Consider the following 24,156-nt stretch of genomic DNA (forward strand, 5'->3'; position numbering starts at 1 on the left):
CCGCCCTCTCCCGACCACGCGCTGTTGCGCTGTTTTAATCTGCGCTCGCCCTTTTGCTACGACGATGTATCGTTTATAGCAACACGATGATCGACGATCGCGCGCCGCTGAATGCGTCACGACACCGCCTGGCGGATATGCCGTTGGTCGAGAGCTGGCCCGTCAAGGCGAGCGTGGCCGAGTGTCCGCACTGGATCGGCGGGACCAATTCGCTGCTCTGGATCGACGGTGTCCGACCATCGGTCAACCTTCTCGATCTGACCACCGGTATCTCCACCGAGACGATCGTTCCGGCGAAGATCGGCTCCGCCGCACCGGGGCCGGACGGCACCACGCTGCTGGCGCTGAAAGACGCGCTTTGGCTGCAGGACTCGCGAGCCGAGCTCCACCCCTGCGCCGCGCCCGACATGACCGGCACGCATTTCAACGACGGCAAGTGCGATCCCCTGGGACGATTCTGGGTCGGATCGCGCTCCGACGACGGGTCGCCCGGCAAGGGCAGCCTGTATCGCCTCGACCCCGATGGCCGCATCATCGAAATGGCAAACGGGTTCGACGTCTGCAACGGCCTGGCCTGGAGCCCCGATGCCACGGCATTCTACTTTGTCGATACGGTGCCCCGCCTCCTCTATCGCTACGACTATGATCTGACGTTGGGTACGATCGCCAATCGCCAGGTCATTCAGGACTTTGCCGGCGTCCCGGGGAAGCCCGACGGCCTGGCGGTCGATATCGGGGGAAATATCTGGTGCGCGATGTGGGATGGCGCGGGGATCCAGCGCCTGTCGCCCGATGGCGAGCGGATCGGCTGGCTCGATACGCCGTGCCCGCGCCCAACGAGTTGCGCCTTTGGCGGCGATGACGGGCGCATGTTGCTCGTCACCTCCGCGTCCTACGGGCTCCACCCTGCCGACATCGAACAGTTCGGGCTTTCGGGAAGTATCCTGGCGTTCCGCTCGCCGGTCGCAGGTGTGCCCGTCGCCGCTTATGCGGGGCCGGGCATCGGGAGCACACAGGCCCATGGCTGACGACCAGCGCAATGCGATCCCCGAGTTGGCCGATCCCGACAGGTCGCCCGAAGCGTGGAAGAGCGCGCCTGCATTTCCCTTATGGCAGGGTGTTCCGCCAGGCGGCAGCTTCGCAAAGCCCGTCGACCTGACCGCGGATTTTGCGCCGGAGATGCTCGCGAATTGGCCGGCCGATTTTCTACGCTGGGTCCAGACGCCTGAATTGCGGATCTTCCGGCCGCAGCGCGCCAATGGCGCCGCAGTGCTGGTTATGCCGGGCGGAGGCTATGCTTTTCTCTCGATCCGGAACGAGGGCGTAGACATTGCCCAGCGCCTGAACCGGTACGGCTACACGGCTTTTGTATTGACCTATCGCCTGCCCAATGAGGGATGGCACCCGCGTTGGGCCGTGCCGTTGATGGATGCGCAACGCGCAATGCGCTTGATCCGTGCGAGGGCGACCGAATTTGGCGTCGATCCGGCGCGGGTCGCCGCGCTCGGCTTCTCGGCCGGGGGCAATCTCGCCGCTAGCCTGGCCACGGCGTTCGCGCAGCGGTTGCACGATCCGGTCGACGCGATCGATGCGCAGGATTCGCGCCCCGCGGCGGTGGGGTTGATCTATCCGGTGATAACGATGCGCGCGCCCGCTACCCACGCGCTTTCGCGGCGCATGTTGCTCGGCGCCGCACCCGCCGCGGAATTGATCGCGCTACGCTCGGCGGAAAACCATGTCGACGCGACGACGCCGCCGCTCTTCCTCGCCCACGCGCTGGACGATGCGAAGGTACCTGCGGACAACAGCCTTATGATGGCGGCGGCATGCCGAGCGGCGCAGCGGCCCTGCGAATTGCATCTCCTGCAGGAAGGCGGACACGGCTTCGGCATCGGCTGCGAGGGCACACCGGCATCGCTATGGGCCGATTCATTCCGCCTGTGGCTTGCCCGGAACGGTGTCGCCTGATCCTGGGCCGGTCCCAAGGCTCGGTCACAGACCAAATGCACCGCCGGTTAGGAGGCCGCGGCCAGCGGTGTTCAAAGGGATGGTGGTCCAGGTGGCATTCTTGCAGCTATGCTCGCCACTCGATCCAATCGGCATAGGGATGTGAAACCGCCAGGAGACGCGTGGTAGCGCTCGGCCAGGAAGTGAGCGTCAGCTGCACTTCGCTGCGCGAGGCGGTCCACTCGAAGCTGATCCAGGCAAGCGGGCGCGTCTGGGTTGCGTCTGCTCCCGCACGATGGAGCATATCGACGAAGGTGTGGCGGGCGTCGCTCTTCAGATATTGGAGTACCATGGAGTGGAATATGACGCGACATTCGCCCAGGATTTGGGGCTCCGCCAGCCGTGCCTCCAACCAGGTCAGCGCGTCCTCGCGCTCGACGCGGGGCGGGAAGCGCTGTGTAAGCGCAAGCGCGCTCTCCAGTCGGTCGGCACGTGCGTGCTGGTCCGCCCATACATAGGCAAACAACCGCTCCCGCGTTGCCGCATCCTGCGGGTCGAGCGGCTTGAGATCCACGCCGCGCGCGGACACGATATCGAGCGGCGCAGCTTCCGGCGCCGGGCCGCGCCAGACAGGTGCGATCTGGACCTGAGAGGACGGATCACCTGCGCGCGTTCCACCAAGGTCATAATCGTACCGCGCCAGATTCAGGTTCAGTCCGCAGCTTGAGCCGATTTCCAGGAGTTCGGCAGGCATGCCCGTCTCGCGCCGCAGCACCATCAGCGCAGCGCTGATCGCCGCTGCCCGGGCGACTTCGTTGGTCTGGGTCGGGCTGCGCATCCATTCGGCGATGAACCGGTCCTCGGCCTGAAGCGCTGCGGCTATCGCTGCGTCAAAATCATCATACTGCCGCCGGAATAGCGCCGCTAGCGCCGGCGGCGAGCCGCGCCTGGCTAATGCATGTATCGCGGAATTGAGCCGCAACCCCAGGGCAGCCGCAGCGGGATCGTCGGGCCAGCCCGCGATCAGCGCGGCAGTGCGCGGCCCCAGCTCGAGCTGCCGATCCGCGGCATCCAGAACGTCGGCGACGAATGAAGAGCCGAGCGCGCGGGCCACCCGTGACTGCCGCCGGAGTTCCGAACGTCCTCCGGCAGCGACCATCATATTCATCGGGATTTCCTTCTTGCACGCATTACGCGGTCCTGTGCTCGGCCGGAACCATTGCCGCGGCCTGGATCGGCCCGTGCATTCCCCTCAGAATGTCTGCCATTCTCCCGATGATGCGGCTGGACGGATGAGGGCGGGTACTGCTGCTGCGGGGAGCGGCCGTACCGGACCCGCGAAGCGGTCGTGATGTGCCGGTGCTGTGGTGTGCTTCGCGGCATGACCGACATTGAATCGGTTGGCCTGCCTGGCAAGGTCGGTGATCTCACTGACCAAGTTGCGCGCGGCGGCAGAAGTCTGCTCCACCATCGCGGCGTTCTGCTGCGTGGCATGATCCATCGTGCCGATCGCCTTGCTGACTTCACCGATTGTGCTCGACTGGGCCCGATTATCTTCGGCGATGCGGCCGAGCAGCTCATGGACCTCACCGACGTCGCCCGAGATATTGGCGAGTGCAGTATCGACTTTCTGCACCATGGTGACGGCATCGCCGATGTCGGCCTGGGTCGCCATGAGCTGCTCACGGGCGTGGCCGGCCTCCTCCTCGGCGCGCATCGCCAGCGCGGAAACGAGGTCGGCGACGACCGCGAAGCCGCGGCCAGCCTCACCGGCGCGGCCGGCCTCGACCGCCGCGTTCATCGCGAGCACGCGCGTCTGGAAGGCGATCTTGTCGAGGCCCTCGATGACGCTGTCGATGCCCTTGGCGCTCTCCGACACGCGGTTCATGGCCTGGACCGCATCCTCGGCTACTTCGCGTCCATTCGATACCGTCGCGATAGCGCCATTGGCGCGATCGACGGTCTGGGTCGCCGCGGCGGCGGTCGCCTTCAGCCGCTGGTCCATTTGCGTCACCGCGGCCGAAGTCTCCTCCAGGCTCGCCGCATTCGCTTCGGTGCGCCGCGCCAGATCTTCCGACGCCTGGGCGATTTCGTTCGATCCGGTGTGGATCGTGGCCGTGGCTTCCGTCACCGAGGCGATCAGTGCGCGAAGGCTGGTGATCGCCGCGTTGAAATTGGTCTTGACGGTAGCGTAGCTCCCCGGGAACTCGCGGTCGATCTCGCTGGTGAGGTTGCCGTCGGCGAGCTGGGATAAATGGGCGGAGACCGTTTCGACAACCATTCGCTGGGTCGCGTCCGCCCGTCCCGCCTCGTCCTCTGCCGCCTGTTTGGCGATCGCGGCATCCCGGAATACGAGCACTGCGCGCGCCATGTCGCCCAATTCGTCACGCCGCTCCGCGTCGGGCACCGCAATGTCGCTCCTTCCCGCCGCGAGCTCGCCCATCGTTCGGGTAAGTTGGGCCACCGGGCGTGCGATCGAGCGGCTCAGCAGCATCGCGAGCGTCACGGCGATGCCGATGAGCGCGATGGCGCCGACAATCAGGGTGAAGCGTGCCGAGGCGATCGCGCCTTCCTGACGCGCCGAATTCTCTTCGATCAACGCGACCTGGGTGTCGCGAATATCGCGCAGCGGAAGCACTGCGGCGCTGGTGAGCACTGCCTTGCCGGCCTTGCGGACCTCTTCCTCGGCCGCCTCGCGTTGGCCGGCCTTCACGCGCGTGATCAGGCGGTCGCCCCAATCCTTGCGCCAGGCGAGCGTCTCGCTGCGCGACTGGAGCAGCTGCTCCCGCTCCTTGGGATTGGGCAGCAGCTTTTCGAGCTCGACCGACGTCTTGTCGTATTCGTCGCGGCCTTCATAATAGGATTTGAGATAGCTCTCGTCGCCCGTCACCAGAAAGCCGCGAAGCTGGCTGTTCTGCCGCAGCAGCGCGGTCTCGAGCGCGATCGACCTGGCGTGGATCGACTGGCTGAGATTGTTCCCGTCGGTCGTCGTGCTGATCATCGTGATGTTCATGAAGAACACGAACATCACGACCGCAGCCGATGCGCAGATCGCGAGGAACGACAACCCCAGCTTTCTCGGGATCTTCATGGATTTGAACATCATAGTCTCTTTTCGTTTCAGGGGACCCGAAGCAGCGTGCAGCCGGCGCCTGAGCGCCGGCTGCGTGCCGCGCGTCAGAAGGAGAAGCGAAGCGACCCCGAGATCGTGCGCCCGGTGATCGACCGGGCGAGGACCAAGCCGCTCGCCGGGATCGACGCCTGGGTGACCTCGGCGACGCCGAGCGTGTCGAACAGGTTGTTCGCGTTCAGCATCAGCTGCAGCTTTTCGGTCGGACGGAACTGCACGAAGGCATTGACCACGGTGTAGCCGGGCAGCTTGAGCTGGTTGGTATCCTGCGCAAAGCTGCTCGTTGTCCCGACGAAATTCGTTCCGACAGTAAACATCCCCGTCACGAACTGCGGCGTCGCCTCGAAGATGAAGTTCGCCTGGTGGCGCGGCGTATTGCCGATCACCGCCGGGTTCGTGGCGTCGTCGGTGATCTCGCCGTGCGTATAGGTAGCGCCGGCGGTGAGGCTGAACGGCCCGCGGCGCACGCTGCCCTCGAACTCCGCACCATAAGCGCGATAGTCGCGGATGATGTGCTCCACCTGCACGGAGCCGTCGGGCTTGCTGTTCACCTGGAGGTTGCGCTCGCCGGTGTTGGCGAGGAAGCCGGTGAGGTTGAGTGCGAGGCTGCCACCGCGATACTTCACACCGACTTCGGTCTGGCGCACCGAGTCATAGCCGTCCTTCGGATCGAGCAGCGCTCCGCTGTTATAGTTGATGGCTGGGGTGAACAGGATGCGGTCGGCTGCCGCGCGGCCGCCGCGGCTGTAGCGGGCGAACACTGCCAGCGGCTCCGAGACGCGGAAGTTCACGCCCGTCGAATAGCTCAGATAGTGATAGTCATAATCGACGAGCCCCGGCTGCGTGATCGGGAGGAAGGCGGTCTGGGACTCGGCGGTCGAGATGATGCCGTCGCCGTTGATGTCAAAGGACTTGATGCCCACTCGGCCGCCGCCAAGCTCGGCACCGGTCAGCGTCCCGTCAACCTGGCCCATATCGTAGCGGATGCTACCGCCGATCGCGATCTTGCCGATGTGGAAGTTCACCGACGCATAGGGCGCGTTGATGTCATAGGCGACGTCGTAGCGGCGGTGATAGGATGCGCCACCGACTGTGCTGTACGACAGGATGCCGTCCTGCGTGACCGGCACGCCGGCCGCGGTGTTGACGTTGACCAGCGCCGAATTGCCGTTGCCGTTGACGTCCTGGAGCGCCGTGGTGAACGTCCAGAAGGAGTCGAACGACTGGTTCGACTTGTAGAAGCCGACCGTGGTGGTCAGCTTGCCGCCGCCGATGTCCCACACGCGGCTGGCGCGCAGATCGTTGGTCACATTGTCGAGATTCTTGAGGTCGGCATTGATGAACAGCGACTGCATCAGCAGGCCATTGCCATTCAGCGTCATCGGATTGATCGCCTGGCCGGCGCGCGGGCCATTTGCATAATTGAGGGTCGCACCCGGGCCGCCATTGACCATGGCGAGACCGATCGCGGGAGCAACCGCAAGCGGCAGATTCTCGAACACGCTGCCCGAGATGTCGGCGAAGCGGAACTTCTCGCTGATCGTCCAGCCGGCGACGTCGAACTTCGCCTCCAGGCCGATCGACTTCACGATCGAGTGCATGCCGTCGCGGGCATTGTAGATCTTGAGGTTGTTGTTCTCGTCGAGCGAGGGGATGCCATTGATGTTGCGCGAAACCAGCGAATCGCGACCGAGGTCGAAATTCGCGACATTCTCGAACTTCGGCTTGTCGTTGGTGCCGGTCACCTTCACTGGGACGGGCTGGTACGACGGCGTACGGTCGTCGAGATATTTGCCGTAGATGCGGATGAAACCCTCACCAAGTTCCTTGGTGACGTTGAACTTGAACTGGCCGCCCTTGTACGCGGTGTAGCCAAGGTCGCGCGGGCCTTCGCCCTGGCGGTAGAAGCCGCCGACCTGGTAGCGCAGCGTGTCGCTGATCCGGCCGCCATAGTCGAAGTCGAGCCGGTACGTGTCATAGCCGAGACCGGTGCTGGCGGCGACCGACCCGCCCTCTTCCTCGCCCGTCTTCGAGATGAGGTTGATCACCCCGCCCGGCGAGTTCGACGCGAAGGTCGACGCCGAACCGCCACGGATCGCCTCGACCTGGGCGAGGTTGGAATCGACGCGCATGAACAGATCCGAAGACATCAGCTGGATGTCGCCGAATTCGAGCACCGGCAGACCGTCTTCCTGGAGCTGCAGGAACTTCGAGCCGCTCGCAGCGAGCGGAAGGCCGCGGATCGAGTAGCTCGCATTGCCTTCCCCGCCCTGATATTCGGCACGGACGCCAGGAATGTTGCGCAGCACTTCGCCGAGCGAGTTCGCGCCGAACTTCTCGATCTCGTCGCTCTTGAGCGAACTGGTCGAGATCGCGCTGTCGAGAATGTCACGGCCTTTTGCGACACCGGTCGAGAAGACCTCCTTCGCGGGTGCCTTGTCCTGCCCCTTTTCGGCGGCCGGCTCGTCTTGCGCCGACGCTTGCTGGGCGGCTGCAGGAGTGGCCAGAGCGATCGGCGCCACGGCCAGTAGAAGAAGATATTTACGCATAATTTGTTTCCCAGTTTGACGCTCAGGAAGTTGATCCGCCCAGCAGGCAGTCGCGCGGCGTCGTCCCGGAGAATTATAGGAAAGCGCCTCATGGCTATGGGTTCGGAGGCGAACTTTTCTTTTCGCGATCGTGCAGACGATCGCTGGCGCTCAGCAATTTTGTGGACGCAATGCGGACAAGTGCGTGATGGAAGAATGAGGCAATCGATGCCTCAATGTTGCATCAGGTTGAAGCCGATCGCCCTCGAATCTCGAGGAAATTCCCGAGGTGCAGCGCCTGGGCGCCTCCGCGCACCTGACGGCCAACATCGGCAGCAGCGCGCAGGCCTATGTCATGGCCAATTTCTACCAGACGAAGACCGACAGCAGCATCGCGCCGCTGACCTTCGCCGGCCAGACCGCGGCAGGAGGGACTCAATTCACGCTGAGCCCAGTTCTGCTGCCGGTCTATGTCTGCCCGCGCGGCACCACCGTTGCCTGCACGAGCGCCAACGGCTCGCTCAATCCGAACAACCCGTTCGCCTCGGCGGGCGAGGAAGCGCGCCTCAATTATCGGTATGACCGTCCGCGCCAGTCGCTGACCGATGCAAAGACCTATCGCTTTGCCGCCGGCATCGCCGGTTCGTTCGGCGACGGCTGGAACTACAATGCCGACGCGACCTATTCGGAGGTTGACCTGAAGGTTACCCAGAAGAATTACCTGGTCGCACAGCGCCTGATCGACGTCATCAACGATGGCTCGTTCAACTTCGTGGACCCGTCACTGAACGACGAGGCCATGCGCGGCTATATCGCGCCCGACAACGTCACGAATTCGAATTCAAAGTTGTGGCAGGTGCAGGGAAGCCTTTCCAAGGCGCTCTTTGCGCTTCCCGGCGGCGATCTGTCCGTAGCCGTCGGCGCCGCCTATCGGCACGAGTCGGTCTATAACCCGAGCGCGAACCCGCCGAACGAGGTCAACCCCGCAGATCGCTACTACAGCATCAACGCGGTCAGCACGATCGGCAGCCGCAACGTGAAGTCGGCGTTCTTCGAGATCGACGCACCTATCTTCGACATGCTCAAGCTGAACGCCTCCGGCCGCTACGACAGTTATTCGTCGGGCCAGAAGAATTTCTCGCCGAAGCTCACCGCGATCTTCAAGCCGATCGAGCAGGTGCGTCTGCGCGGTACCTATTCGCGCGGCTTCCGCATCCCGAGCTTCAACGAGGCGTATGGCCAGCCAACCACCGGCTATCTCACGGATACCATGCCGTCGGACCGGCCTGGCTATGACGCGTTCCTCGCCGCGCACGGCGGCAACGCCTACGCCACCCAGCCCTATAGCTATGGTCTGACGTCGAGCGGCAATCCGAAGCTCGATCCGGAAAAGTCCACCAGCGTGACCGCCGGCATCGTGTTCGAGCCGACGCACCGCATCTCGTTCACGGCGGACTATTGGCACATCAAGATCAAGGGCCTGGTCAGCGCGCCGGATTATTCGGGCGTGCTCGACCAATATTACGGCAATAACGGCGTCGTGAATGTGCCGGGCATCACCGTTCGCCCGGGCGTGGTCGATCCCGACCATCCCAACGCGCTGCCAGTGATCGGCTTCATCGAATATTCGTTCATCAACGCGAATTCCGAAGTGGCTTCGGGGCTGGACTTCTCGGGCACGTTGCGGCTGCCGCTCGGCAGCGGCATCAACTTCACCAGCCGGGTCGATGCGTCCTACCTGATCAAGCTCGAGCAGACGATCAACGGGTCGGTGCAGCGCTTCGACGGATCGCTGAGCCCCTGCAACATCACCTCTTGCTCGGGTGCGCCGGCGTGGCGCGGCAGCTGGCAGAACACGATCGACTTCGGCGACGTAGCCTTCAGCGCCACGGCTTACTACACGGGCGGCTACAGCATGGGCTCGGTCGATTACGGCGGCGATCCCAAGGATTGCGCCGCGAGCATCGGCGCTTCCGTCTATTCCTATTACGCCCAGGATGCGGCCGGAAACGACGTTCCGTACAAGTGCCATGCCAAGAGCTTCATCAACGTCGACCTGAGCGGCAACGTGAAGTTGAACGACAGGTTCACGCTGTACGCCAACGTCCTCAACGTGTTCGACACCAAGCCGGACTTCAATCCAGGTCAGACCTACGACACGGGATACAGCTACAACGTCGCATGGGAGAGCCAGGGCTTTATCGGCCGGTTCATCCGCGTCGGAGCACGGATCGACTTCTGAGCCTTTGGGTTCGGCGGGGGGCTCTTTCGGGAGCCCCCTTTTTTTGCCCGGGGCGTTCGGGCCTTCACCAGCCTGCCCGCGTCCGTTTGGCCTATTCAATCGCCGTTCAGCTTCGGCGGCCTAGCGCCCCGGCCGCACGCCATTTTTACCGTTGCGGCGATTTCGTTCTTGATACTTTATATCATCGCAGTTACCGCAGTGCAGCACATTCCTGCCGGAGTTCCTCTCAAGATGCTGCGTACCCTGTTGCTCGCCTCCGCTACGCTGTTCGTCCTTCCCGCTTATGCCGAGGACAAGCCGACTACCGCGAACACGGATGCGAGCGCGCCTGCGCCCGCTGCAGACCCTGCACCCGCTGCAGACGACGACGCACAGGACCATGTCCAGCCCAGCCAGGAAATCGTCGTCACCGGCACGCGCGCGCGCAACACCGCCGATGTGCTGGGCGGCACCAGCGTCCTCGCGCAGGAAGAGCTCACCCGCCAGATGCGCCCGACGATCGGCGAGACGCTGGCGTCGCAGCCGGGCGTTTCCGCCACCTCGTTCGGTCCCAATGCATCGCGCCCGGTGCTGCGCGGTTTCATCGGCGCGCGCGCGCCTTTGCTCACCGACGGAATCGGCAGCATCGATGTGTCGAACACTTCGGCCGATCACGCGCCGATCATCAATCCGCTGACCGCCGACCGCATCGAAGTGCTGCGCGGACCGACCGCTTTGATCTTCGGCCCCTCGGCAATCGGCGGCGTGGTCAACGTGATCGACAGCCGCATCCCGCGCCACGTCCCCGACGAGGCCGTGCATGTCGACGCGATCGCCACCTATGGCAGCGCCGCCGATGAGCGCTCCGTCTCGGGCGCCGTGGACGTGCCGGTCGCGAGCAAGTTCGTGCTGCATGCCGACGGCAGCTATTCCAAGACCGGCGATCAGCGGATCGGCGGCTATGTGCTGAGCCCGGCGCTGCGCGCCCAGGCGCTGGCAAGCGCCGATCCCGGCGTGCAGGCGCTGGCTGATCTCAAGGGCACGCTACCCAACACCGCCGCCGAGACCTGGAACGTCGCCGGCGGCGCCGCGATCATCGACGACAATGGCAATCTCGGTTTCTCGGCATCGCATTTCGACACCTTCTACGGCGTGCCGATCCGCTATTCGCTCGATCCGTCGATCGAGGCCGAGCAGGTACGGCTGCACGCCCAGCAGGACCGCTTCGACCTGCGCGGCGAGGTGAACACCGGCGACGGCTTCCTCAAGCAGATCCGCGTGCGCGCCGCCGCCGCCGATTATCGCCACAGCGAGATCGAGGACACCGGCGCTATCGGCACGACCTTCTTCAGCCAGGGTTTCGAGTCGCGGCTCGAATTCGTCCAGAAGGCTCAGGGCGGCTGGGAAGGCATGTTCGGCGGACAGTTTTCGGTGCGCGACATGCACATTGTCGGCGACGAGAAGTTCCTGCCCCAGAATTCGAGCACCCAGTTCGGCCTGTTCACGCTGCAATCGCTCGATGTGGGCCCGATCAAGGCCGAGGCGGCCGCGCGCTTCGAGCATAACGAGATCAGCGCCCAGGCCGATGGCGATATCGGCAACCCCGCCTATCAGCGGACCTTCGACACCTTCTCGGGTTCGCTCGGCGCCAGCTATGCGCTGGCCGACCATATCCGCTTCGGCGTCAACGTCTCGCGCAGCGAGCGCGCGCCGACGCCCGAGGAGTTGTTCGCCAAGGGGCCGCATGCCGGCACCCAGGCGTTCGAGATCGGCAATCCCAATTTCGGCGCTGAGAAGGCCTGGGGCGTCGAGGCGACGCTCAAGGGATCGGGCGAGGGCTTCAACTTCTCGACCGCCGCCTATTACACCTGGTTCACCGGCTATATCTACGACGCCCCGACCGGCGCGGTGCAGGACGACCTGCCGGTCTTCCAGACCTATCAGGCCGATGCGCGCTATTACGGCTTCGAGGCCGAGGGTTCGGCGCGGATCGCCACGCTCGGCAAGTATACGCTGAACGCCGATGCGCTGGCCGACTATGTCCATGCCGAAGTGGTCGATAGCGGCCCCGTGCCGCGCATTCCGCCGCTGCGCCTGATGGGCGGGCTCGAGGCGCAATCGGACATGATCAATGCCCGTGTCGAAGTGGAGCACAGCTTCGAGCAGGACCGCGTTACCGCATTCGAGACGACGACGCCGGCAAATACCTTGGTCAACGCGTCGGTGGCGTGGAAGCCCTGGGGCGGGAACGGCACGAGCCTGACGCTGTCGGCGAACAACATCTTCGACGTCGACGCACGCCGCGCCGCCAGCGTACTGAAGGACTATGCCCCGCTCGCCGGCCGCGACATCCGCATCACGGCGCGGGTGCAGATCTAAGCCCGGGCGGACATTTTGATTTAGCCGGAGCCACGCTCCTTCATCGTCACCCCGGCCTTGTGCGGGGCCCACTATGCCGCTCGGGAGAAGCTGGAGCCTCTAGCCGCGCTCTCGCGGAGAAGTGGACCCCGGCACAAGGCCGGGGTGACGATGAAGAGAGGCGCCAATGGCTTCTCGCCCCCAAATGCCGATCGGTCCTGAGGATCATTGCAGGCCGCCGACGGTTGGGCGATCCAGTCGCCATGGAACAGCCGCCCGCCCCCACCGATCCCCTGGTTTCGCTCGTTCCGGAAAGCGCGGCCTCGCGGCGTGTACCGTGGGGGATCGTTCTGGCCGCAGGCTTCGCGACGGTGTTCGCGATCCTGCTGTGGCTCGGGCATGAGCTCAACGAAGGCGACGGCGCCGCATTCGATCGCGCGGTGATGCTGGCGATGCGCGTGCCCGGGCATCCCGATGTTCCGTTCGGTCCGGCATGGCTGCCTTCCGCGGTGCGCGACGTGACCGCGCTGGGTAGCTCAACCGTGCTGGGCTTTGTCGTGCTGGCAACCGCCCTGTTCCTGTGGTTGCGCGGCCGGGGCCGCACCGCCTTGCTGGTGCTGGCATCGACCTCGCTGGGCGCGGTGGCGGTGACCATCGTCAAGGCGCTGGTCGGCCGTTCGCGCCCCGATTTGATCGACCGGCTGATGCAGGAAAGCTCGAACAGCTTCCCCAGCGGCCACGCCGCGTCGAGCGCGATCGTCTATCTGACGCTGGCGACTTTGCTCTTCCCGGTCGTGCGCGAACCGCGGATGCGGGCGTTCGTGATCGGCGTGGCACTGGTACTGGTCGGCGCGATCGGGATCAGCCGAGTCTATCTGGGGGTTCATTGGCCAAGCGACGTGATCGCCGGCTGGGCGTTCGGCAGTTTCTGGGCGCTGCTCTGGTGGCGAATCGAACTGCGGCTGATGCGCCGGGCTTGAGCGGCCTCCCGCTTGCAATGTAGGATTTCAAGGGCGACCGTGGGGGCGGCTCTTTCTCATCGTCGAGATCCCGCAAGACCCCATTTTCGGAGAAGAGGATTTTTCGACATAGCGGGTGTCAACCGTGTCAACCTACCGCACACCAAGATCCTGAAAAACAACGGTTCCATCGATTTTTCTCGCAACTGGTCGGTTGCGCCGAATCGATGTCGATTCTAGCGCTCCGCCAGCTTGCGCTCCCAGGCCAACGCATCCTTCACGATCCCGTCGAGATCGTCATGTTTCGGGCGCCACGGCAAGGCGGCAAGGATCGCATTGTTGTCCGCCACCAGCGCATCGGGATCGCCGGCGCGGCGACCCTCAAGTCTCCGCTCGATCTTCAGATTGGTGACGCGGTCGACCGCATCGAGCACCTCGAGCACCGAGAAGCCGCGGCCATAGCCGGCGTTGAGAATGTGGTTCTCTTCCGGCCGGGCGATCAACAGGTCGAGCGCATCGACATGCGCCCCCGCCAGATCGCTGACATGGATATAGTCGCGTACGCCGGTGCCGTCCTCGGTCGCGAAATCGGTACCGAACACCGAGACGTGGCCGCGCTTGCCGGTCGCCGCCTCGACCGCAACCTTGATCAGGTGGGTCGCGCCGGCGGTCGACTGGCCCGAACGGCCCTGCGGATCGGCGCCGGCGACGTTGAAGTAGCGCAGCGCGCAATAGTTGATCGGATGCGCGGCGGCGACGTCGCGAAGCATGATCTCGGTCATCAGCTTGGACATGCCATAGGGATTGATCGGCTGTTTGGGACTGTCCTCGCGCACCGGCACGACCTCGGGGATGCCATAGGTCGCGGCGGTCGAGGAGAAGATGAAATGCTTCACGCCCTGCGCCACCGCGCTTTCGATCAGCGACCGGCTCGCCGCGGTGTTGTTGCGATAATATTTGAGTGGATCGCTGACCGATTCGGGCACCACTACCGATCCGGCGAAGTGCATCACCGCGACCACGTCATGCGCACGCATTGCGGCGCGGACGGCTGCCTCATCCTGGATATCGGCGACGACCAGGGTGGCGCGCTTGTCGACCGCCCAGTCGAACCCGGTGACGAGATTGTCGACCACCACGACACGCCAGCCCGCGTCGAGCAGCGCCAGCACCGCATGGCTGCCGATATAGCCTGCTCCACCCGTAACCAGCACCGTTCCGTCGCGCATTCCGTCCTCCCTTTGACGCCGCAGCGCTACACGGGCGGATTGCAGCGCGCCATGGCGACCCTATCTCCGGGGCGACGAACCGAGGAGTTTTTTATGACGATCGAAACGGCGACGCTCGCGGGCGGGTGTTTCTGGTGCACCGAAGCGGTGTTCAACGATGTGATCGGCGTCCAGTCGGTCGAGAGCGGCTATATCGGCGGATCGGTGGAGAACCCCACCTACCAACAGGTCTGCACCGGCGATACCGGGCATGCCGAGGCGATCCGGGTGAGTTTCGATACCGATCAGATCAGCTATGGCGAGATACTCGACATCTTCCTGGCGACGCACGATCCGACCCAGCTCAATCGTCAGGGCAACGATATCGGAACCCAGTATCGTTCGGCGATCTTCCCGCATTCGGGCGAGCAAGCAGCCGAGGCCGAAGCCGCGATCGAGCGCGCGCGGCCCGATTGGCCGCAGCCGATCGTCACCGCGATCGAGACATTGGGCGAATGGTGGGCCGCCGAGGAATATCACCAGGAATATTGGCAGGGCGAAGGGCAGCGCAATCCCTATTGCCTAGCGGTCATCCCACCCAAGCTTCGCAAGCTGCGGAAGAGCTTCGCCAACCGGGTAACTGAGGGCGCGGCGGCTTAAGCTCTTACCGCGCCCTCCCGGGGGGAAACTCAGGGAAGCGCCTCGCCTTCGATCGGCGGGCGCTTCGTTGCTTCGGCGCCGAGCGCGCGATAGGCGAACCCGCCCAGCACACCACCGACGATCGGTGCGATCCAGAACCAGGCAAGCTGGGTAAGCGCGATACCACCCTCGATCACCGCGGGGCCGGTGCTGCGCGCCGGGTTCACCGAGGTGTTGGTGACCGGGATGCTGATCAGGTGGATGAGCGTAAGTGCGAGGCCGATCGCGATCGGCGCAAAGCCGGCCGGCGCGCGCGCATCGGTCGATCCCATGATGACGAGCAGGAAGATGAAGGTCAGCACGACCTCGATCACCATGCCTGCCTGGAAGCTGTAATGGCCGGGCGAATGCTCGCCGAAACCATTCGAGGCGAGCCCGCCGGCATAGGCAGGCGCGCCGCTGGCGACATAATAGAGGAGCAGCGCCGCGATCAGCGCCCCGGCGACCTGGGCCAGCACGTAGAGCGGGATGTCCTTGGCCGCGAAGCGTCCGCCGGCCCAGAGCCCGATCGTCACCGCGGGATTGAGATGGCATCCGGAGATATGGCCGATCGAATAGGCCATGGTGAGGACAGTGAGTCCGAAGGCAAGCGATACGCCCAGAAGGCCGATGCCGACATCGGGAAAGGCCGCCGCGAGCACCGCGCTGCCGCATCCGCCGAACACCAGCCAGAAGGTGCCGATCAGTTCGGCCAATCCCCGCTGTGCGTTGCTCATAGAGCCCCCTCCCGTCGCCGGGCGTTTTGCGCCCACCCCCTTTGCGACATCGTGAAGTCTATGAATCGTTTCGTCGGTGTAAAGAAAGGCGTCGAATCCATCCTACCCGATTTGAGAGTCAGTGCGGATGCGCGGCGCGGCGCAGGCGATCGTTGATGGCGGCGCCGATCCCGGGGTGCGGCACGGGCGCGACGGCGATTGCCGGGGGCGGTGCCGAATCCGCCCGATGAAGCGCATCGAACAGCCGCGCAGCGGCTTCGACGCAATCCCCCGAAGGCGAGAGATTGTCGTCGCCGGCGACGTCACCGAAGCCAATCAACCACTCGTCGCCGTTCCGCTCCACGGCGTTCAGCCGCAGCGGCTTGGCGGGGGCGTAGTGACTCGCGAGTTGGCCGGGGGCCGTGATCGCGTCCGTCGTCGCGGCCGCTTCGGGAAGGCCGAGTTCGGCCGCGGTCAGCGGGCCGGGCCGCAGGATATGGCCGTCCATCACGATCGTCGATTCGAGACCGGCGGGGGTGGCGCCATCGTCAATCACCAACGGGATGCGCCCGGCAAGGCTGGCGGCGACATGCGCCGCGCGCGTCGGGCTGATCGCGCCGCTGGCGTTGGCGGAGGGCGCGGCGAGCGGCTTGCCAGTGGCGGCGAGCAGCGCCTGCATCGCGCGGTGGGCGGGCACGCGGATCGCGATGGTCGAGAGCCCGGCGGTCACCAGCGAGGCGATCCCGGCATCGGCGCGAAGCGGCAGGACGAGCGTGAGCGGCCCGGGCCAGAAGCGCGTCGCCAGATCGCGCGCGGCCGGATCGAACGTCGCGATGCGCTCCGCCGCCGCGAGATCGCGGACATGGACGATTAGCGGATTGAACGAGGGCCGCCCCTTGGCTGCGTATATCCCCGCCACCGCAACCGAATCGGTGGCGTCGGCGGCGAGCCCGTAGACCGTCTCGGTGGGCACTGCGACGCATTGGCCGGCGGCGATCAGCGCCGCGGCCTCGGCGATCGCGGCCTCGCCGTGGGGTAAGATGCGGGGATTTGTCGGGCTCACTCAGGGCGAGCTATAGCGCTGGCAACAAGCATACAAGAGAGGCCCCATGTTCACTCCCGCCGTCACCGAGCAGCGCTTCGTGCTCCAGCATGTCGTCCGCCTGGGCGAAATCTCCGAAGAGGCGACGCCTGACCTGGTCGAGGCGGTGCTGGAAGGCGCCGGGCAGTTCGCGGCGGGCGAATGGGCGCCGCTTGAGCGGTTGGGCGATACCGACGGGCCGAAATGGACCGAAGACGGCGTCAGGATGCCCGCCGGATTCGCCGATGCATACCGGGCCTATGTCGAGGGCGGCTGGGGGACGATCGGCTCGCCGGTCGAATATGGCGGCCAGGGCTTGCCCGTCAGCCTGTCGATCGCCGTGCTGGAGACGCTCGGCACCGCGAACATGGGCTTCGCACTCGCGCCGATCCTGACGGTGGGCGCGATCGAGGCGCTGATGCACCACGGCACGCCCGAGCAGCAGGCGCTCTACCTCCCGCATCTCTCCACCGGCGCCTGGACGGGCACGATGAACCTCACCGAGCCCCAGGCCGGCTCGGACGTCGGCGCGCTCAAGACCAAGGCCATGCCGGTCGGCGACGGGACCTTCCGGATCAAGGGCACCAAGATCTTCATCTCGTTCGGCGACCACGACATGGCCGACAATATCGTCCACCTCGTCCTCGCCCGCACGCCCGATGGGCCGGCGGGCACCAAGGGGCTGTCGCTGTTCCTGGTGCCGAAGTACCGGCTGAACGCGGACGGCACGCCGGGCGAATTCAACGATGTCCGCACCGTCTCGATCGAGCACAAGATGGGGCTGCATGCCTCGCCCACCTGCGTGCTCTCGTTCGGCGACCATGACGATTGCATCGGCGAGCTGATCGGCGGCGAGTTGGGCGGCATCCGTGCGATGTTCACGATGATGAACAATGCGCGGCTGAACGTCGGGCTGCAGGGCGTCCAGGTCGCCGAGCGCGCCACCCAGCGCGCGGTCGCCTATGCCCGCGAGCGCACCCAGGGGATGCGCGCCAGCTCGCCCAGCCGCGCACCCGTGGCGATCGTCGAGCATCCCGATGTCCGCCGCATGCTGATGCGGATGAAGGCGCAGACCCAGGCGGCGCGCGCGCTGGTCTATTATGCCTTCGCTCAGCTCGACCGCGCACGGGCGGGCGATGCGGCCGCGAACCTGCGGGTCGAGCTGCTCACGCCGCTCGCCAAGGCGCACGGCACCGATCTGGGCAACGAAGTCGCGTCGCTCGGCATTCAGGTCCATGGCGGCATGGGCTATATCGAAGAGACTGGCGCCGCCCAGCACTTCCGCGACGCGCGGATCACGCCGATCTACGAGGGCACCAACGGCATCCAGGCCGCCGATCTGGTCGGCCGCAAGCTCTCGATGGACAATGGCGGGACCTTGCTCGCGCTGCTGGCGGAGATGCGCGGCGACGCCGAGGATGGCGAGCTGACCCGGCTGATCGATGCCTGCGAAGACGTCGCGCGCAACCTGCTGGCAAGCGACACCGACGACCGGCTGGCGGCGAGCTATCCCTTCCTGACGATGCTCTCGGTCGCGGTGTGCGGCTGGCTGATGGAGGCCCAGGGCCGCATCGCCGCGCGCAGCGAGGGCGATCCGGTGTTCCTCAAGATGAAGGAGGCGGCGGCGCGCTTCTATGTCGAGCAGGTCGTGCCCGAGGCGATGGGGCTGAAGGCGTCAGCGATGGCCAAGGCGACGCTGCTCTACGCCGTGGACGCGGAGGCGTTCGCCGCCTGACCCTCAGGCGCGGATTCCGAACCAGCGATCGAGCGCAGCTTCGCCGGATCGAGTAATTTCGAGAGCGCGCGTTCCCTCGCGCTGGCGGAACCACGCATGGTCGACGAAGCAGCGGTAGAGCGCTGTGCCCGCCGCACCGGCGAGATGCGGGCGGCGTTCGCTCCAGTCGAGGCACGAGCGGCAAGGAGCGCGGATGATGTCCGCCGCGATCCCCATTTCGACCAGCAAAGCCGAACCCGCATCGGTCAGCGCGGCACCGTCATGGCTGAGCACCAACTGGCCGCGCTCGGCCATGCGCCCGGCAATCGCCACCGCGATCTCGCCGGCAAGATGGTCGTAGCAGGTCCGCACCCGACGCAACGCCGCGTCGCGTGGGCCGGTGGACGGCAGGGGCCGGCCGGACAATTCCTCCGCCACGCTCATCACGCTCTCCACCATCTGCGCGACTGAAGGCGAGGCGAGGCGGAAATAGCGATGGCGACCCTGTCGCGTCGGTACGACCAGGCCGGCCTCGGCGAGTTTGCCAAGATGCCCGCTCGCGGTCTGCGGCGTCACGCCGGCGAAGCGCGCCAGCTCGCCCGCCGACAGCGCGCGCCCGTCCATCAGCGCGAACAGCATGTTGGCGCGCGAGGGATCGCCCATCAGGGCGGTGGTTTCGGCGAAGGCGGAGATGCGTTGCATGTTGCCCTTGTGCATCGCCCAGCCGGGCGATGCTACGGTCGTGGCCGAACCATCGGGCATGCCGGAAAGGGCAAGGGAGTGGCGAAAGGAACCGCTTATGCTGACCTGTTTCATCCGCTACGAGATCGACCCGTTCGCCGCCGACGCCTTCGCCGAATATGCCCGCAACTGGGGCCAGGCGATCCCGCGCTGCGGCGCCGACCTGATCGGCTATTTCGGCCCCGCCGAGGGCTCGGCTACGACGGCGTACGGCGTCTACACCGTGGAATCGCTCGCGGCCTATGAGGCCTATCGCGCGCGGCTGCGCGACGATCCCGCCGGCCGCGCCAATTACGACTTCGCGGCGCGCGAGCGCTTCATCCGCCGGGAGGACCGCATCTTCCTGCGCCAGGTCTCGGCGCCGCACGCGCCGCTGGTGCGGCCATGATCGTGGTGCTGTTCGAGGCCTGGCCGCGCGAAGGCCGGTCGGATCGCTATTTCCATATCGCCGCCGCGCTGCGGCCCGAGCTCGACGCGATCGACGGGTTTCTAGGCATCGAGCGTTTCCAGAGCCTCGCCGACCCCGGCAAGCTGCTCTCGCTCTCCTGGTGGCGCGACGAGGAAGCCGTGGCGGCGTGGCGCACCGCGGAGCATCACCGCGCCGCGCAGGCCGAAGGACGCGACACGATCTTCGCCGACTATCGGCTGCGCATCGCCGCCGTGGTCCGCGACTATGGCATGCGCGATCGCGCGCAGGTGCCGCAATGATAGACGAGCGGCCCTAGGGCTTCAGGTCGTAAGGCCGGTAGCTTTCCCACTCCCAGGGCAGGTTCACCGGACCCAGCAGCCTGTCGACCAAGGCGACGAAGATCCCCTGGACGCGATTGTCGTTCGAAAGGAGCAGGATGCAGTCCTGCCGCGCATCGATGCACAATGCATAGTTCGACGTGCCGTCGTCATGGCCTTCCTTGAAGAAGGCATGGCCGTAACGCGACTCGAACGTCCCCCAGCCTACGGCATAGCCGAGCCGGATCGCCTTCCAGCGATCGGTTTTCGCCTCCAGCAATGTCGGGAACTGCACCGGACTGTCGATATGGATCGAGCGACGCACCATCTCCGCCCGCGCCGCCTTGCTCAGCCCCTCCCCGCGCACCGCCGCCGCCAGATAGCGCGACCAGTCGGAGAGCGTGGTGTCCATCGATCCCGCCGCGCGGACATTCTCGCGCTGATCGTGCGCGATCGCCTTGCCGTCCTCGGTGAAGCCGTCGGCCAGATTGGCGGCGAAATCCTCGCGCCACTGCATCGAGGTGCGCGTCATCGCGAACCGGTCGAATATGCGGCGCTGCATCTCGGCCTTGAGGTCGAGTCCCAGCCCCTGCTCGATCACCAGCTGCGCGAGATTGATGCCCTCGCCAGAATAGCCGTAGCGCGCGCCCGGATCGCGGTGGAAGCGCAGCTTCTCGTCCGGATCGAGCCAGCGGAAATTGGCGAAGCCGGTCGAATGGTTCAGCAGGATCCGCAAGGTCAGCTTCCGCCAGCGCGGATCGTCCTTCAGATCGGCATATCTCGGATAATCGGGCAGCGGCTTGGGCAGATAGTCGGCGATCGACTTGTCGAGGTCGAGCTTGCCCTCGTCGACCAGCTGCATGACGAGATAGGCGAAGGTCGCCTTGGTGAGCGACGCGCCATACATCACCGTGTCGGGAGTCAGCGGCGCTCCCGCCGCATTGCGCTGACCATAGCTGCCGACAAAGACGATGCGGCCCTTGCGGATCAGCGCGACGCCCAGCCCATGGACCTTGTTGGCCTGCATCAGGCGCTGCACCTCGGCATCGATGGCCGCGGGTGCCAGCGTGCGCCCGTCGAGCGTGCGGACCGTCGTGCGCTGGGCCTGGGCCGGGGTTACGCCAACCAGAAGGGCGGCGAGTACCAACACAGGTAAGCACGACTTCATGCTCGTCTCCGTGATCTGGGTATGTCGGGAGGACGCTCGCATCAGCGCCGCCCGCTGGGGCAGCGCAGTCTTCAGGCGGTTTCGCGGTCGAGAAGCTCGTTCACGTCGAGGCCGAGCAGCGCGATATGATCCTTCACGCGCGGCCAGTACCCGGTGAGGAAGCGCTCGCGCTCGGCGACGCGCAGCGCTTCGACCGCGCCGGGCAGCACGAACATGCCGACGCCGCGGCGGACCTCGACATAGCCGTCGTCCTGGAAGCTCTGATAGGCCTTGGCGACAGTCAGCGGGTTTGCGCCATGCTCGGCCGCGAGTGCGCGTACCGACGGCAATTGATCTCCTGCCCGATATTGCCCGCGCAGGATCGCCGCTGCGATGCTGGCGCGAAGCTTGAGGTAAACCGGGCTGTCCTCATGCTCTAGCGCTGTCATGCTGCCTTAATACACCACTTGGGGCAGGAGTCTACCCCTGCGAGTCCCAATAGTGTACGATTTCGGACAGTTCGGGCCTCGGCCGCTCTTCCAGTTCGCGCGCCGGTGTGCCGATGAAAACGAAGCCGGCGATGCGCTCGCCCTGCTTGCCGAACAGGTCGCGCACCGCATCCGAATAGGCCGCCCAGCCGGTGAGCCAGCCGCCCGCGAATCCCATCGCATGCGCGGCATGGAGCAGGTTCATCGCCGCGGCGCCGGCGGACAATTGCTGCTCCCAAACGGGTATCTTGTGGTCATGAACCGGGGTGGAGAGCACCACCACCAGCGCGGGCGCCTGGGTGGCGAACTGCTCGGCAGCCTCTACGTCGCGCGGTCCGCAGTCCTGCTTCTCGGCCGTCAGGATCTCGCCGAGCTTCGCGGCGAGCGCCGCCCGCTGATCGTCGGGGACAATCACGAAGCGCCACGGGAAGAGCTTGCCATGATCGGGCGTGCGCGCCGCGACCGCGACCATTTCACGGAGCTGATCGGGGCTCGGCCCCGGCGCGACCAGGTCGCGCGGCTTGCCCGAGCGGCGGGTCTTGAGGAGCGAGAGCGGGGTGGTAGTGTCGTTGAACATGCCCGCCATCTAGGGGCGTGAGGCGCCCACGCCAACGCCCCCTTCTTTACAGCGGCATCATTCCGTCTAGTCTGGCCGCCCATGCGCCGGGCGCCTGCCCGGAAACCGATATAAAAGGGCAATAAATCGCATGGTCGACACTCCTACGGCCGATAGTCCGGCAGAGCCGGACATCACCCATATCAACCCTGCCAGGGAAGAAACCTGGTTCGGCCACCCGCGCCAGCTGGCGCGGATGTTCACCACCGAGATGTGGGAACGCTTCGGCTATTACGGCATGCGGGCGCTGCTGACGCTCTACCTCACGCAGCATTTCATGTTCGGCGATCGCGAGGCGACGGGCATCTATGGCGGGTTCACCGCACTCGTCTACCTCACCCCGCTCATCGGCGGCTATCTGGCGGACCAATATCTCGGCTCGAAGCGCGCGGTGAAGTTCGGCGCGATCATCATGTCGCTGGGCTATGCGATCCTCTGCTTCGGCGGCCCGACCGCGACACCGCACGCGACGATCGACGGCCAGCGCTACGAAGTGTCGATCGGCAAGTCGGCCGAGGGCAAGGAAGTCCGCTACGTCGTCGACGGCGCCAAGAAGCTCGAGATCAAGGGCAAGGACGACGGCAGCGTCGACCTCCTCAACGGCACCGTCGTCGAGCGCAAGATCGCCAAGGGCGGCTTCGAATCCGATGCGGACCGCAGCGCCTTCTATGTGATGGTGATGCTGATCGCGCTGTCGATGGTCTCGGTCGGTAACGGCTTCTTCAAGCCCAACATCTCCACCATGGTCGGCGAGCTCTACGAGCAGGGCGACCGACGCCGCGACAGCGGCTTCACCATCTTCTACATGGGCATCAACACAGGCTCGCTCTTCTCACAGATCCTCTGTCCCTGGCTTGCCGTGGCATATGGCTGGAGCTGGGGCTTCGGCCTCGCCGCGATCGGCATGATGATCTCCTGGGCACTGATCCAGTTCAACGGCGGCAAGCTCGATGGCTATGGCGAGCCTCCGGCCAAGCCGGGCGTCTATCGTCAACAATGGATCATCTATGCGGGCGCGCTGTGCGTCGTGCCGCTCTTCTACCTGCTCTACGTCAATCTGATGTATTCCGCGGCACCCGCCGAGGGTTCGGGCTTTATCGGCTATGTCGCCTCGCTGCCGCTGATGGGCAAATTGCTGTTCGGCTCGTTCCTGATCGGCGTGCCGGCGATCCTGATCTGGTCGTTCATGGCGGGCAGCAAGACCGAGTTCCAGATGATGCTCGCCGCGATGGTGCTCATCGTCTTCAACGTCGTGTTCTGGACCTTGTTCGAGCAGGCCGGTTCGTCGCTCACTTTGTTCGCCGATCGCAACACCAATCTCTCGGTGTTCGGCTGGTTCAGCATTACCGCGGGCCAGACCCAGTTCTTCAATGCTGCCTTCATCGTGCTGCTCGCGCCGTTCATGTCGATAATGTGGACCGCGCTTGCCAGGCGCGGGCTGGAGCCTTCGATCCCGGTGAAGTTCGGCATCGCACTGATCGGGGTTGCGGCGGGCTTCCTGCTGCTTGTCTGGGGTTCGCAGTATGCCGATTCGAACTTCCAGGTGGGCATCTGGTGGCTGGCGGGCCTCTATTTCATTCACTCGTTCGCCGAGCTCTGCATTTCGCCGGTCGGCCTTTCGATGATCACCAAGCTCTCGATCGCGCGCGTCGTCGGGCTGATGATGGGCGTGTGGTTCCTGTCGATCTCGGTGGCGCAATATTTCGCGGGCATCATCGCGCAGTTCGCCAGCATCGACACGGTCGGCGGGCAGGTGGTCAATTTCAAGGTGAGCCTCGACGCCTATGTCGGCGTGTTCACCACCATCTCGATCGCGGCGATCATCCTCGGCGTGCTGCTCCTGCTGCTGAGCTGGCCGCTCAAATACTGGATGCACGGCGTCAAATGACCTGACGCGA

General features: G+C 65.3%; 20 protein-coding genes. 10 read left to right on the forward strand and 10 right to left on the reverse strand.

Going from position 1 to position 24,156, the window contains the following annotated elements; all coding sequences use genetic code 11:
• Nucleotides 1-86: 86 nt before the first annotated feature.
• Nucleotides 87-1,028 carry an SMP-30/gluconolactonase/LRE family protein gene (locus IAG41_RS17070; protein ID WP_187729858.1) on the forward strand — a complete coding sequence of 314 codons (942 nt, stop codon included), beginning with the start codon at nucleotides 87-89 and terminating at the stop codon, nucleotides 1,026-1,028.
• Nucleotides 1,021-1,968 (forward strand): alpha/beta hydrolase, encoded by a 948-nt coding sequence (locus IAG41_RS17075; RefSeq protein ID WP_187729859.1) that lies wholly within the window; start codon nucleotides 1,021-1,023, stop codon nucleotides 1,966-1,968. Before IAG41_RS17070 ends, IAG41_RS17075 begins: the two co-directional genes overlap by 8 nt.
• Before the next feature lie 106 nt (nucleotides 1,969-2,074).
• On the opposite strand, the gene IAG41_RS17080 is transcribed toward IAG41_RS17075, so the two are convergent.
• The 3 genes from IAG41_RS17080 to IAG41_RS17090 all read right to left on the reverse strand — a co-directional run bounded on the left by IAG41_RS17080 (nucleotide 2,075) and on the right by IAG41_RS17090 (nucleotide 7,626).
• Entirely contained in the window at nucleotides 2,075-3,115 is a 1,041-nt protein-coding gene (locus tag IAG41_RS17080) for a DUF2332 domain-containing protein (RefSeq protein ID WP_187729860.1), read from the reverse strand.
• 84 nt (nucleotides 3,116-3,199) lie between these two features.
• The gene (locus tag IAG41_RS17085) at nucleotides 3,200-5,050 is read right to left on the reverse strand and encodes a methyl-accepting chemotaxis protein (protein WP_187729861.1); all 1,851 of its coding nucleotides are present in this window, start codon (nucleotides 5,048-5,050) and stop codon (nucleotides 3,200-3,202) included.
• Nucleotides 5,051-5,124: 74 nt separating this feature from the next.
• Nucleotides 5,125-7,626 (reverse strand): TonB-dependent receptor, encoded by a 2,502-nt coding sequence (locus IAG41_RS17090; protein ID WP_187729862.1) that lies wholly within the window; start codon nucleotides 7,624-7,626, stop codon nucleotides 5,125-5,127.
• Between the two features lie 268 nt (nucleotides 7,627-7,894).
• On the opposite strand from IAG41_RS17090, the gene IAG41_RS17095 reads away from it, so the two are divergent.
• The 3 genes from IAG41_RS17095 to IAG41_RS17105 all read left to right on the forward strand — a co-directional run bounded on the left by IAG41_RS17095 (nucleotide 7,895) and on the right by IAG41_RS17105 (nucleotide 13,164).
• Nucleotides 7,895-9,847 carry a TonB-dependent receptor domain-containing protein gene (locus IAG41_RS17095; RefSeq protein WP_187729863.1) on the forward strand — a complete coding sequence of 651 codons (1,953 nt, stop codon included), beginning with the start codon at nucleotides 7,895-7,897 and terminating at the stop codon, nucleotides 9,845-9,847.
• A 231-nt stretch (nucleotides 9,848-10,078) separates the two neighbouring features.
• Nucleotides 10,079-12,205: a TonB-dependent receptor gene (locus IAG41_RS17100; RefSeq protein WP_187729864.1), complete on the forward strand. Its 2,127-nt coding sequence runs from the start codon at nucleotides 10,079-10,081 to the stop codon at nucleotides 12,203-12,205.
• A 242-nt stretch (nucleotides 12,206-12,447) separates the two neighbouring features.
• The gene (locus IAG41_RS17105) at nucleotides 12,448-13,164 is read left to right on the forward strand and encodes a phosphatase PAP2 family protein (RefSeq protein ID WP_187729865.1); all 717 of its coding nucleotides are present in this window, start codon (nucleotides 12,448-12,450) and stop codon (nucleotides 13,162-13,164) included.
• Between the two features lie 215 nt (nucleotides 13,165-13,379).
• Here IAG41_RS17105 and galE read toward each other — a convergent pair whose 3' ends face one another.
• On the reverse strand, nucleotides 13,380-14,372 hold the full coding sequence (gene galE / locus IAG41_RS17110; RefSeq protein ID WP_187729866.1) for a UDP-glucose 4-epimerase GalE: 993 nt from the start codon (nucleotides 14,370-14,372) through the stop codon (nucleotides 13,380-13,382).
• A 93-nt stretch (nucleotides 14,373-14,465) separates the two neighbouring features.
• Here galE and msrA point away from each other — a divergent pair, with 93 nt between their 5' ends.
• A complete protein-coding gene (msrA, locus tag IAG41_RS17115; RefSeq protein ID WP_187729867.1) occupies nucleotides 14,466-15,011 on the forward strand; it encodes a peptide-methionine (S)-S-oxide reductase MsrA in 546 nt (181 codons plus the stop codon).
• Between the two features lie 29 nt (nucleotides 15,012-15,040).
• On the opposite strand, the gene aqpZ is transcribed toward msrA, so the two are convergent.
• Together aqpZ and IAG41_RS17125 are read right to left on the reverse strand one after the other, a co-directional pair.
• Nucleotides 15,041-15,766 carry an aquaporin Z gene (gene aqpZ, locus IAG41_RS17120; protein WP_187729868.1) on the reverse strand — a complete coding sequence of 242 codons (726 nt, stop codon included), beginning with the start codon at nucleotides 15,764-15,766 and terminating at the stop codon, nucleotides 15,041-15,043.
• Between the two features lie 118 nt (nucleotides 15,767-15,884).
• Nucleotides 15,885-16,808 carry an L-threonylcarbamoyladenylate synthase gene (locus IAG41_RS17125; protein ID WP_187729869.1) on the reverse strand — a complete coding sequence of 308 codons (924 nt, stop codon included), beginning with the start codon at nucleotides 16,806-16,808 and terminating at the stop codon, nucleotides 15,885-15,887.
• Nucleotides 16,809-16,854: 46 nt separating this feature from the next.
• Here IAG41_RS17125 and IAG41_RS17130 point away from each other — a divergent pair, with 46 nt between their 5' ends.
• The gene (locus IAG41_RS17130; RefSeq protein ID WP_187729870.1) at nucleotides 16,855-18,561 is read left to right on the forward strand and encodes an acyl-CoA dehydrogenase; all 1,707 of its coding nucleotides are present in this window, start codon (nucleotides 16,855-16,857) and stop codon (nucleotides 18,559-18,561) included.
• Between the two features lie 3 nt (nucleotides 18,562-18,564).
• Here IAG41_RS17130 and IAG41_RS17135 read toward each other — a convergent pair whose 3' ends face one another.
• Nucleotides 18,565-19,242, reverse strand: a complete 678-nt coding sequence (locus IAG41_RS17135) for an ArsR/SmtB family transcription factor (protein WP_187729871.1) — start codon at nucleotides 19,240-19,242, stop codon at nucleotides 18,565-18,567.
• Nucleotides 19,243-19,339: 97 nt separating this feature from the next.
• Here IAG41_RS17135 and IAG41_RS17140 point away from each other — a divergent pair, with 97 nt between their 5' ends.
• Together IAG41_RS17140 and IAG41_RS17145 are read left to right on the forward strand one after the other, a co-directional pair.
• A complete protein-coding gene (locus tag IAG41_RS17140) occupies nucleotides 19,340-19,669 on the forward strand; it encodes an NIPSNAP family protein (protein ID WP_187729872.1) in 330 nt (109 codons plus the stop codon).
• Nucleotides 19,666-19,989 (forward strand): antibiotic biosynthesis monooxygenase family protein, encoded by a 324-nt coding sequence (locus tag IAG41_RS17145; protein ID WP_187729873.1) that lies wholly within the window; start codon nucleotides 19,666-19,668, stop codon nucleotides 19,987-19,989. The genes IAG41_RS17140 and IAG41_RS17145 overlap by 4 nt, the downstream gene beginning before the upstream one ends.
• A gap of 13 nt (nucleotides 19,990-20,002) precedes the next feature.
• Here IAG41_RS17145 and IAG41_RS17150 read toward each other — a convergent pair whose 3' ends face one another.
• The 3 genes from IAG41_RS17150 to IAG41_RS17160 all read right to left on the reverse strand — a co-directional run bounded on the left by IAG41_RS17150 (nucleotide 20,003) and on the right by IAG41_RS17160 (nucleotide 22,219).
• Nucleotides 20,003-21,175, reverse strand: a complete 1,173-nt coding sequence (locus IAG41_RS17150) for a serine hydrolase domain-containing protein (protein WP_187729874.1) — start codon at nucleotides 21,173-21,175, stop codon at nucleotides 20,003-20,005.
• 71 nt (nucleotides 21,176-21,246) lie between these two features.
• On the reverse strand, nucleotides 21,247-21,603 hold the full coding sequence (locus tag IAG41_RS17155; protein ID WP_187729875.1) for a GntR family transcriptional regulator: 357 nt from the start codon (nucleotides 21,601-21,603) through the stop codon (nucleotides 21,247-21,249).
• Nucleotides 21,604-21,634: 31 nt separating this feature from the next.
• Entirely contained in the window at nucleotides 21,635-22,219 is a 585-nt protein-coding gene (locus tag IAG41_RS17160; protein ID WP_187729876.1) for a nitroreductase, read from the reverse strand.
• Nucleotides 22,220-22,349: 130 nt separating this feature from the next.
• On the opposite strand from IAG41_RS17160, the gene IAG41_RS17165 reads away from it, so the two are divergent.
• Entirely contained in the window at nucleotides 22,350-24,146 is a 1,797-nt protein-coding gene (locus tag IAG41_RS17165; protein WP_187729877.1) for a peptide MFS transporter, read from the forward strand.
• The last annotated feature ends 10 nt before the right edge of the window (nucleotides 24,147-24,156 follow it).

The sequence above is a fragment of the Sphingomonas sp. JC676 genome, assembly GCF_014489075.1.
Classification (GTDB): Bacteria; Pseudomonadota; Alphaproteobacteria; order Sphingomonadales; family Sphingomonadaceae; genus Sphingomonas.